Raw genomic sequence first — 10,229 nt, 5'->3', positions numbered from 1 at the left:
CGGCACCTCGCAGCGCAGATGGGTGAGGACACACTCATTTCCGGCTGAGGTCCCGATAATCGACCTGACGATGGAATTGATAGGTGTAGCCCGTAATGTTCGACGCCATCACCGCGTCCTGGCTCGGCTGCCATAGCGGAATCTGCGGCATCAGGTCAAAATTCATGGCGTTGAGTTTCTTGCCATCTTCCTCATACTTCGCCTTATCGGCCTCGAAACGCGCCTTCTGCGCCAGAGCAGTCAGGTCCGGATTGTCGATCGACGAGTAGTTCCAGCGCTGATTGCCGGTGTAGAAGTTACGATAGAAGTAGTCGGTGGATGGCAGCCAGGCGACAATGCCCTCGGTAAAGAAAGGCACTTTCTTCTCGGTAACCTGCGTCGACATCTGCGCGTCCGGCAGCTTCTGAATATCGACCTTGATGCCGATCTTGGCCAACGACTCCTTCAGCAGCGCAGCCATCGGCTCCGCTGTCGCCGACTGGCCGACATTGAAGCTGAAAGTCGTCGAAAACCCGTCCGGATAGCCCGCCGCTTTCAGATAGGCCTTCGCCTTTTCGAGATCGAGTTTGATCGGCTGCGAAATCGGGAATGCGCCGCTCGGCGGCTTGGCATCGGCCCATGTTGCGCCGGCCAGCAGGAGACCGCGACCGAACAACGACGCCTTGAACATATCGTCATAGGGCAGCGCATAGGCAATCGCACGTCGGACATCCGGCCTATCGAAAGGCGGCATCTGATTGTTCATCGAAATGAACGTGATCGCGTTGTATTGCGGCGTCGAGATCACCTGTAGCTTGCCTTTGGCCTCGAGCGCCTGCGCATCGCTGGCCTGCAGATCGATGACGATGTCGGCATCGCCCTTCTCCACCAGACTGGCGCGGGTGGCGGGCTCCGGCACCGACTGTACGATCAGACGCTTGAAGAAAGCCTGCTTGCTGTCAGGACCGCGATTCCAGGCGTCGTTGCGCTTCAGGATGACCTGCTCGCCCGGCTTGAACTGCTCGATCACATAGGCGCCGCTGCCAGCGGTATTTTCCTTCAGCCATTTTTCTGCCCATGGATCATCCTCAGTGGCATGAGCCTTGGCGAGCTTTGAGTTGATGATGATCGGATAGACAGTGGCGAGATTTGGCAACGCCAGCTTGTCGGGCTGCGGCAGCGTGACTTCGATGGTGAGCGGATCGATGACCTTGAACTGCCCCGCATCGGTCATCGAGCCAGTCAGGAACTGCGCCTTTCCGAGAACCTTGGCCGTAACCACGCGATCCAGCGACCACTTGACGTCTTCGGCGGTAACAGGCGTGCCGTCGTGAAACTTGGCGTCCTTACGCAGCTTGAAGGTGATCTTCAAACCGTCCGGGCTGACATCGAAGGATTCCGCGAGCTCGCCGCGGATGCTGTCGAGGTCGAACACCCACTTGCCATTCATCTGTTTGCGACCGAACGACACCAGGCGATCGTAAGTCGACAGACTGACCGCGAAAGCCTCACGGGTCGAACCGGGAATGTTGGGATCGAGCGTGTTGACAGCAGCGCCCGTCAAATAACGCAACGTCTCGGCGCGAGTCTGCGCATGAGCGGAAGGAGCACTAACTGTGATTGCCAGGCCCAAACACGCGGCTGCGATCCAAACACGCTTCGAATGCACAATGCTCATCAACAATGTCCCCGTTAGTTACATTTGGCACCAACTGCAGTCTTTGAAGACGAAGCAATAGACATGCCAACATGGCGGTGCTGCTTGGGAAAGATGCCGCACGCCATGCGCGGCATCCATGCGGCTCCTACGTGCCGCTCTCTGCGTTCTCGCCGGCGTGCCATACAACTGCTTGCGGAACGTCGTAGGCGCTGAAAGATGCCCAGTGCTTGTCGATGTCGGCGCGAAACAAGCCGCGCGTCAGACCGTTCACCAGCTTCGGCACCGCCGTCGTCATGGCATTGATCGACGACCCCGACGGTCCGAAACTCATGGTAGACGCGATCGCGAAAAGATGGATATCGCCAATCCAGGGCGTATGACCGTCCACGCGCTCGCACAGCGCGTGATCATCGGCGAGATACGGGAATTGCGCGAGCCGCTCGCTCTGTTCATTCGCCGGCGGCCGGTAGCGATCGGCCCAGCGCGCAATATTATCGGCGCAGCGCGTCAGTTCCGGGCGCTTTGTGAAGTCCATCTCGATACCGGTACCACAAATGACGAGGTCGGCAATCATCTCACCTCGCGACGTCCGCAGCACGACACCATCCGCTGTCTCGCTCGCAGAATTGACCTGAACGCCCTCCTGCAGGTCAAAGGCAGCGTGACGCGCACAACGGTCATAGGTGGGCTGCGGAAATGCCTCGCGCATTTCGAGGATGGCGCGCATGAAACGCCATCGCCATGCATCATCGAGGTCGGAGAAATGGCGCAGGAAGCCACGGAATGTCAGCCAGCGATAGGGCTGGACCAGTTGTATTGCCGTGCGACGGCAAAGCAGGTGAACTGCGGCAGCACCGTGCTCGAGCGCGGCCGCGGCATTGTCGAACGCAGACGCACCGGCGCCGATCACAGCAACGCGACGACCACGCAGGCTTGCAAAATCGACAGGTGCGGCAGAATGCACGCAACGCTCAGCTGATAGATGACGCAGCGGCGCCGGAATACTCCAGTCACCCATCCCCTCCTGCCCGGTGGCGAGGACCAGTTTGCGCGTATAAATGCGCTCCTCGCCCCCAGACGTGCGCATCGTAACCGCTAGCAAACCGTGATCGACCGACGCAATATCGGTCACCTCGCAACCATTGCGCACTGGAAGATCAAGCACGCGGCGATACCAAAGCAGATAGTCTGCCCAATTCTCGCGCGAGATCAGATTGAGATCGCGCCAACTGTCGGCACCGTATTTTGCCTCATGCCATGACTGATAGGTCAGCGACGGAATATCCAGATCCGGACCCGTGTAATCCTTCGGGCTGCGAAGCGTGGGCATGCGCGCATAGGTGAGCCAAGGGCCTTCGAGCCCCTCCTCTGCCTTGTCGACGACGAGCACGTTCTTCACCTGAGAACGCGCGAGCGCGAAAGCGATGGCAAGTCCGGATTGTCCGCCGCCGACGATCAGGACATCCAGCGCAGGCCTGCCGTCCGGCCCGACAACCGGCGTCAACCATGGCATCGATGGATGAGCCGTTTTGGCAAGATCGGCCTGGACGAGTACAGCGTGAGCAGCGAGCGCATCCATCACGCGCCGCCCTTTCTGAATCGATATTGCGCGCCGCGACACCCAAGGGAAGCACCTGCACATCGGCAGTGGTCACCACCGCGCCTGACGAAACCAATTCCGCTCACGCTCTCTCCGCTTCATTCAGTCCGGCACGAGAAGAGTAGCAAGGCGATATCAGAACGAAATATACTATTTCGTCCAACACCCATAATCGGCTGTTATGGACGCCAGTGACCGACCAGGCGACCATCACCGCTTCTCTTGCACCGGAACATGCGCATGCGCCTAAACTTGCGGCAGATTGAAGTATTTCGCGCCATCATGGTGACCGGATCGATTAGTGGAGCGGCACGACTGCTCTCGGTGTCGCAACCCGCCATCAGTCGCTTGCTCGCTTACACGGAAGATGGATTGAAACTTCAGTTGTTCGAACGGGTGCGCGGCCGCGTTCAGCCGACACCGGAAGCACGACGGCTCTTCGCCGAGGTCGACGAGGTACATCGCGGCGTCCTGCGCATCAATGATCTTGCCGATGAATTGCGTGCCCGTGGCACCGGCTCGGTGCGGGTTGTTGCGAGCCCGAGCGCCGGTCATAGCATGGTGCCCGAAGCCGTCGCCAAACTGCGGCGACGTTTCCCTGATCTCAAGGTGGAATTCGAGAGCCTGACGCTGCTCGAAATCATCGGCCGGGTGGCCACTGCGCGCGCAGATTTGGGTATCTCGGTCCTGCCGGTGGACGAGCCAACAGTCGATGTTGAGGTCATTGCCGAGGGGTCGCTGAACGTCGTCATGCCGGTGAACCATCCGCTCGCAAAGCAGCGCAGCGTCCGCGCGCGTGAACTCGCGCCCTATCCGTTGATCGGCTTCGCTGACCAGACCCCCTATGGTCACATCGTCGCCAGCGCGCTGGCAAGAAGCGCCGAGCCGATCCGCATTACCACGAGCGTGCGCTTTACGCCCGACGCCTGCGCCATGGTGCGCTCCGGTGCAGGCATTGCTGTAGTCGACGAGTTCGTGCTGCGCGGCCACGCTTGGCCCGACCTCGTGTCTCGGCCGCTTGCGCCGCGTACAGCCATGAAGGCCTATCTGCTCACACCGCGTTTCGAGCCGCTGTCGCGCAATGCCGCCGCACTCGCGCAGATCCTGCGCGGCAAGGCGGCACCAGCGCGCGAGCGGAAGCCCTCGGCGCCTTGATCAAGCAGCGAGCCAGCCACCATCGACCGGCAACACCACGCCGGTCACGAAAGACGATCCGTCACCGGCCAGATAAAGCGCGGCCTGGGCCACTTCTTCGGCCTGACCGAAACGCTTCATGGCGTGGCGCAATCGCGAGGCCTCACGCACCGGCTCCGGGTCTGCATGGCGGGCAAAACTGCGGCGAAGCATCGGTGTATCGATCGCACCCGGTGCGATCGCGTTGACACGAATGCCATCGGGCGCGAAGTCCACCGCCATGGTGCGCGTGAGGCTGACGATGGCGCCCTTCGCCGCGATATAGGCGGTGTTGCCCCTGCCGCCAGCGACCGCGAGCTGCGAAGCAAGCGTGATGATTGCGCCCTTGCCCTGGCGCTGCATCACCGGCACCGCCGCCCGCGCCCAAAGCCAGGTGCCGCCGACATTGGCGCGAAACACAGCATCCCAATCGGCCGGATCCGTGGTGATCACAGTGCCGCCGCACGAAAAGCCGGCCGCGGTCATCAACGTATCAACACGTTTATGGCCAGCGACCACAGCATCGACAGTCGCAGTGGCGAATTCGGGATCGCCGACATCACCGACATAGACCTTGCCGTCACCTCCCGCCGCACGCAGCGTTGCCAGCGCTTCTTCGGCACCAGCCGCATCGCGGTCGATGACGGCAACATATGCACCCTCGCGCGCAAAAAGCTGCGCGCTGGCCCGGCCAATGCCTGATCCGGCCCCTGTGATGATCGCAACCTGCCCAGCCAGTTTCATCTCATTCCACTCCGCCATATTCGCCGAGCCATCGGCTCAGATCATTAGCCGATGCCGCGCAGTCAAATTTCGCGCGCCAACCAAATTCCTGTTCGAGCCGCTGCACCGACAGCGGTGCCCGCTCCGGCCCATAGACCGTCACCGTCGGCGTCTCGCCCGGCTCAACGAGCCTGCAAGCGAATCCGGGGTTCAACGCCGCAAATGTCTCCCCCCAAGCTTCCGCCGTATAATTGATGCCGGTGGAGATATTGTAGAGCCCATGACGCGGCCGCTCTGCCTCAAGCAGCAATTGCACGGCAGCCGCCACGTCGGGCGCATAGACCCAATCCTTCTCGCCGGGATCGCTCAGCAGCGCCGGACGCCTCTGGGCGCAGCAAGCCATGATCAGGGCTTGCGGCGACGGCGTGTCGCGCACACCGCCCGCGCGCTCCCACGGGCCGAAAACGCCGGACAAGCGCACGCTGATAATGTCCATCTGCCAGAGATCGGCGAGCCGTGCCGCGACACGCTCGGACGCGAATTTGGTGATGGGATACAGCGCGACCGGATCGCAGGGCGTATCCTCGTCCAGCACGGCAAAGCGCTGACCGCTGGCGCCATAGGCCGCAGCGGACGACAGATTGATGATACGCCGCACGCCGGCATTCCGAGCTGCTTCCAGAACCGGCACCTGCGCTGCCAGATTGACTTGCAGGATACTGCCGGGATCAGCGGCATCACGCGCCGGCCCCGCAGTGATCGCCGCGCCGAGCACCACCGCATCGACCTGAGTGCCGATCACCGCGGTCACAGCGGCATGATCGGTGACATCTCCCTGAACGACATGCAGCCGCTCGCGGTGCACAGCGAAGGCGCGGACCGCTGCGGCTGGCGGCGGCGCACGATCGAACAGTGTCACCCGATGCCCACCTGCGAGCAGGTTCTCCGCAATATTCAGGCCGACGAAGCCCGTCCCACCGAAGATCAGAACGTGCATGTGAACAGCCTCGTGCAATCAGCATCACGCAAACGCATCAACCACTTCCTCGATTCCAGCTGGATGCGGTCAGAGCAGCTTTGCACCGAAATTCAATTCCGGATTCATCTCGGCAACCAGCCGCCCCGTCGGCTTCGCCGCCTCGCCACCACTCCGCGCCAGAAAGCGCCCTGATCCCGGCGTTGCAGAAAGTTTGCCGTCCTCCAGGATGACACGGCCACGCGACAGCACGGTCACCGGCCATCCCTGCAGTTCGCGCCCGGCAAAAGGCGTGTAACCGGTGAGATCGTGCATCATGGCATCGCTGACCGTGACACGGCGCTGCGGATCCCAGATTGCAATATCGGCATCGGCACCGATGGCAACCGAGCCCTTGCGCGGATGGAGATTGTAAATTTTTGCGGGCGCGGTGGCCGTGATCTCGACGAATTTCTCCAGCCCGAGCTTGCCCTTCGACACCATCGCGTCGAACAGCAACGGTAGCCGCAATTCGAGGCCCGGCAGCCCGTTCGCGATCTGCTTGAAGTTCGGACTAGGTCCGGCGCGCAGCTTGCCCGTCTCGTCGAAACGATACGGCGCGTGATCGGACGAGACGGTCTGCAGATCGCCGAGCATTAGGGCCTGCCACAGCGCTTCCTGATCGGCGACGCCGCGCTGCGGCGGGCTGCACATCCATTTGGCGCCCTCGATCCCGGGCTTGTCGAGATCCTGCGCCGTCATGAACAGATATTGCGGGCAGGTTTCGGCGAACACCTTGAGTCCTTCGCCGCGCGCCTGCCTGATCACCTTCGCGCCTTCTGCGGTGGAGACGTGAAAGATCATGATGGGCTGATCGACCAGCGCGGCCATGCCGATCAGGCGATTGAATGCCTCAGCTTCGGAAATACGGGCATGGCTGACGGCATGATATTTCGGATCGGTATAGCCACGGGCGAGCAACCGCTTCACCATCCACGAAATGATGCCATGATTTTCCGCGTGCGCACAGAGCATCGCTCCGCCATCACGTGCGGCGATCAGGATATCGAGCAACTGCTCGTCATCCATCCTCAGCCGGTCATACGTCATGAAGATCTTGATCGAGCCATGACCCTGCTTGATCATCGTCGGTAGATCGCGCTCCAGCGTCTCCTTGGTCGGATCGGCGATGATCATGTGGAACGCGTAATCGATCACCGCGCCCTTGCGCGCCAGCGCATGATAATCCTCCAGCACCTGCGGCAAGGACATGCCGACATGCTGGGCCGCAAAGGAAATCACCGAGGTCGTACCGCCAAATGCCGCCGACGTCGTCGCGCTCTCGAACGTATCGGCATTCACGATACCGGCGGCGGAGAGCTGCTCGATATGGCAATGGGTATCGACGCCTCCCGGCAGCACGAATTTTCCGCGTGCGTCGATCTCGCGCTTCGCACCGGACAGGCCGCGCCCGATGGCCGTGATTGTTTCACCGGAAATGCCGACATCGGCTTCGAATACATCAGAGCCTGTAGCAACACGTCCGCCGCGAATGATGAGGTCGAAGGCGGCTTCGGTCATAGCAGTCTCCGTGACAGTCGATACTGGGCACGCACAGACACGCATCTGTCGCGCGCCTGTGCGCAGGTGCGTGACATCACCATCATCACCTACGGCATAATTTTTGCTTCTTTTTTGCATCCGTCAATACAGGACGCGCTTTAATGTCTCGACCATGCATTCTGGTGATCAATCCGAACTCCAACGTCATCGTGACAGCGGGACTTGCTGAAGCACTGAAGCCGTTGAATTTCTCAGCAGGCCCGGAGATTATTTGCGAGACTCTCGCAGAGGGTCCGTTCGGTGTGGAAAGCCAGGCCGATGTCGAGAGCGTCGCCATGCCCCTGCAACAACTCGTTGCGCGTGACACCGTCTCTGCCGCTTTCGTCATCGCCTGCTACAGCGATCCCGGACTTCATGCATGCCGCGAGGCGACGGCGCGCCCGGTGTTCGGTATAGCAGAATGCGGCGTGCTCACCGCGCTCACACGCGCCGATCGTTTTGGCGTCATTGCCGTCGCGCAGCGCTCGATCCCTCGTCATATGCGCTATCTCAGGCAGATGGGATTGATGGATCGCTTCGCGGGCGAACGCCCGCTCAATATGACGGTCGCCGAGACTGCATCAGGAGACGGCACACTGCTCAAGATGATCGCAGTGGGACGCGCGCTGAAGGAAGAAGACGGTGCCGGCGCGATCGTGATGGGCTGCGCCGGCATGGCCCGCCATCGCAAGCCGCTGGAAGATGCGTTGGGCGTTCCCGTCATTGACCCGACTCAGGCGGCCGTCGCGATGGCTTTGGGTGCCGTGCAGTTTGCAGCGGGTTGATCACGCATCGGCGGAGCGATGCCCTGCCGATGATGGCGATGCCCGATACTCCCTGAGCTACGCTTCTGGCGGCAGAACCACACCGGTCTGGCTCGTGATGAGACCGTAATGCTCGATGCGCCGGTGGCGAGCGAAGTCGAAGATCGTCTTCTTTCCAAACACAGTGTCATCGAGATCGCAAGGATGCACCAGCAATTCATCGCCTTCGGTCATGGCCTCGACGACCACTTCGCCATCCGGATTGACGATCAGGCTGCCGCCGATGAGCGGAAAGCCGTCTTCGTCACCGGCCTTTGCCACCGAGACCACCCAGCAGGAATTTTGATATGCACCGGCCTGCACCGCAAGACGATTGTGGAACAGCCGCTTCTCCGGCCCCTCGCTGCTCTTTTGTGAATTGAACGACGGCGTATTGTAGCCGATCAGCACCATCTCGACGCCCTGGAGAGCCATCACGCGATAGGTCTCCGGCCAACGCCGGTCGTTGCAGACCGCCATGCCGAAGATACCATCAAGCGTGCGCCAGACCGGAAAGCCGAGATCACCTGGCTCGAAGTAGCGCTTTTCCAGATGCTGGAAATCGCGTTCCGGATCGAATTCGGAATGTCCAGGCAGATGAATCTTGCGATATTTGCCGACGATCTTGCCCGAGCGATCCGTGAGAATGGTGGTGTTGAAGTGATGGCCGTCGGGCGTCAGTTCGGCGTAACCGAAATTCATCGCCATCTGATACTCGGCGGCGCGCGCAAATAGCGGCTGGACAGCGTCATTGGGCATCTCGCGCTCGAACCAGAGATCGACCTCGGCCTGATCCTCGACATACCAGCGTGGAAAGAACGTGGTCAGCGCCAGCTCGGGATAGACGATGAGGTCGGCGCCCCTAGCTTTTGCCTCGTCCATCAGCGCAAGCATGCGCTTCACCACTTGCTCGCGCCCTTCGGCGCGCTGGATCGGACCCAACTGGGCGGCGGCGACATTGATCACGCGCATCGCGCTTTTTCTCCGTGATGAATTTCAAGGTTATCGTGACGCGCCGCGTCAGCACATTGCTATCCGCGTTCGTTCTGCCATGCCTCAAGACTTGGCACGTTCAGCTCAAAGCGATCACCCATCCGCGCATACATGTTGCCCGCAATGCGGCCGACCGGCAAATACGCATCGTAGTCCGTTCGCAGCGTTCCGGCATCGACCACCCCGTCGCGCGTATGCAGACCGAGAATTTCGCCAACCAGCAGATCCCGCTCCGCGCCGAAATTCATCATCGTCACCTGACGGCATTCGAGTGCCACGGGTGCATCGGCGAGGTAGGGGACAGGCCCATGGATGCCGTCTGCCAATGCAAGCTTCAATGCATTGGGCTCGCTAATATTGGCTGGGAATTTGATCGCGCAGCGCGTCATGGCAGTCGCGAAAGCTTCATCGACCATATGGACGACGAAATGCCCGGTCGCCCGCACATTGCGTGTCGTATCCTTCAGAGAACCATCGGGCCAGGCTTGCAGTCCGACCACGACAAGCGGAGGGGCCTCGGAGAACACGTTGAAGAACGAAAACGGCGCGGCATTGACGAGCCCTTCTGCAGAGATTGTGGTGATCAATGCGATCGGGCGCGGCACCACCAGACCTGTCAGCAACTTGTAACGCTGCGGCCCGGTACAGGTCGCAAAGTCGAAGCTCAATGTCATTTCGTCTTCCCGAGAAACACGATCCATTTGGAAGACACAGCAGAACGGCGTCAATGCGCTTTAACAG

At 60.9% G+C, this 10,229-nt stretch carries 9 protein-coding genes; 2 read left to right on the top strand and 7 right to left on the bottom strand.

Annotated elements, in window-relative coordinates:
* Positions 1 to 34 precede the first annotated feature (34 nt).
* Entirely contained in the window at positions 35 to 1,657 is a 1,623-nt protein-coding gene (locus ACIQ17_RS02260; protein WP_398464927.1) for an ABC transporter substrate-binding protein, read from the bottom strand.
* A 127-nt stretch (positions 1,658 to 1,784) separates the two neighbouring features.
* On the bottom strand, positions 1,785 to 3,221 hold the full coding sequence (locus ACIQ17_RS02255) for an NAD(P)-binding domain-containing protein (RefSeq protein WP_398464924.1): 1,437 nt from the start codon (positions 3,219 to 3,221) through the stop codon (positions 1,785 to 1,787).
* Between the two features lie 258 nt (positions 3,222 to 3,479).
* Here ACIQ17_RS02255 and ACIQ17_RS02250 point away from each other — a divergent pair, with 258 nt between their 5' ends.
* Positions 3,480 to 4,394, top strand: coding sequence for a LysR family transcriptional regulator (locus ACIQ17_RS02250; RefSeq protein ID WP_398464922.1), 915 nt, complete (start codon positions 3,480 to 3,482; stop codon positions 4,392 to 4,394).
* Here ACIQ17_RS02250 and ACIQ17_RS02245 read toward each other — a convergent pair whose 3' ends face one another.
* The 3 genes from ACIQ17_RS02245 to hydA all read right to left on the bottom strand — a co-directional run bounded on the left by ACIQ17_RS02245 (position 4,395) and on the right by hydA (position 7,671).
* Positions 4,395 to 5,156, bottom strand: a complete 762-nt coding sequence (locus ACIQ17_RS02245) for an SDR family oxidoreductase (RefSeq protein ID WP_398464920.1) — start codon at positions 5,154 to 5,156, stop codon at positions 4,395 to 4,397.
* 1 nt (position 5,157) lies between these two features.
* Entirely contained in the window at positions 5,158 to 6,132 is a 975-nt protein-coding gene (locus tag ACIQ17_RS02240) for an NAD-dependent epimerase/dehydratase family protein (RefSeq protein WP_398464918.1), read from the bottom strand.
* A gap of 69 nt (positions 6,133 to 6,201) precedes the next feature.
* Positions 6,202 to 7,671 carry a dihydropyrimidinase gene (gene hydA / locus ACIQ17_RS02235; RefSeq protein WP_398464916.1) on the bottom strand — a complete coding sequence of 490 codons (1,470 nt, stop codon included), beginning with the start codon at positions 7,669 to 7,671 and terminating at the stop codon, positions 6,202 to 6,204.
* A gap of 143 nt (positions 7,672 to 7,814) precedes the next feature.
* Between hydA and ACIQ17_RS02230 the strand changes: the two genes are divergently transcribed.
* Positions 7,815 to 8,477, top strand: a complete 663-nt coding sequence (locus tag ACIQ17_RS02230; RefSeq protein ID WP_398464914.1) for an aspartate/glutamate racemase family protein — start codon at positions 7,815 to 7,817, stop codon at positions 8,475 to 8,477.
* Positions 8,478 to 8,534: 57 nt separating this feature from the next.
* On the opposite strand, the gene ACIQ17_RS02225 is transcribed toward ACIQ17_RS02230, so the two are convergent.
* Complete coding sequence (locus ACIQ17_RS02225; protein WP_398464912.1) at positions 8,535 to 9,467, bottom strand: N-carbamoyl-D-amino-acid hydrolase; 933 nt, start codon at positions 9,465 to 9,467, stop codon at positions 8,535 to 8,537.
* Between the two features lie 59 nt (positions 9,468 to 9,526).
* Positions 9,527 to 10,216 (bottom strand): flavin reductase family protein, encoded by a 690-nt coding sequence (locus ACIQ17_RS02220; RefSeq protein WP_398464910.1) that lies wholly within the window; start codon positions 10,214 to 10,216, stop codon positions 9,527 to 9,529.
* Positions 10,217 to 10,229: the final 13 nt, after the last annotated feature.

The sequence above is a fragment of the Tardiphaga sp. genome (genome assembly GCF_044340795.1).
Taxonomy (GTDB): Bacteria; Pseudomonadota; Alphaproteobacteria; order Rhizobiales; family Xanthobacteraceae; genus Tardiphaga.
The sequence above is the reverse complement of the archived record's forward strand: the minus strand, read 5'-3'. Positions and strand labels throughout refer to the sequence as shown.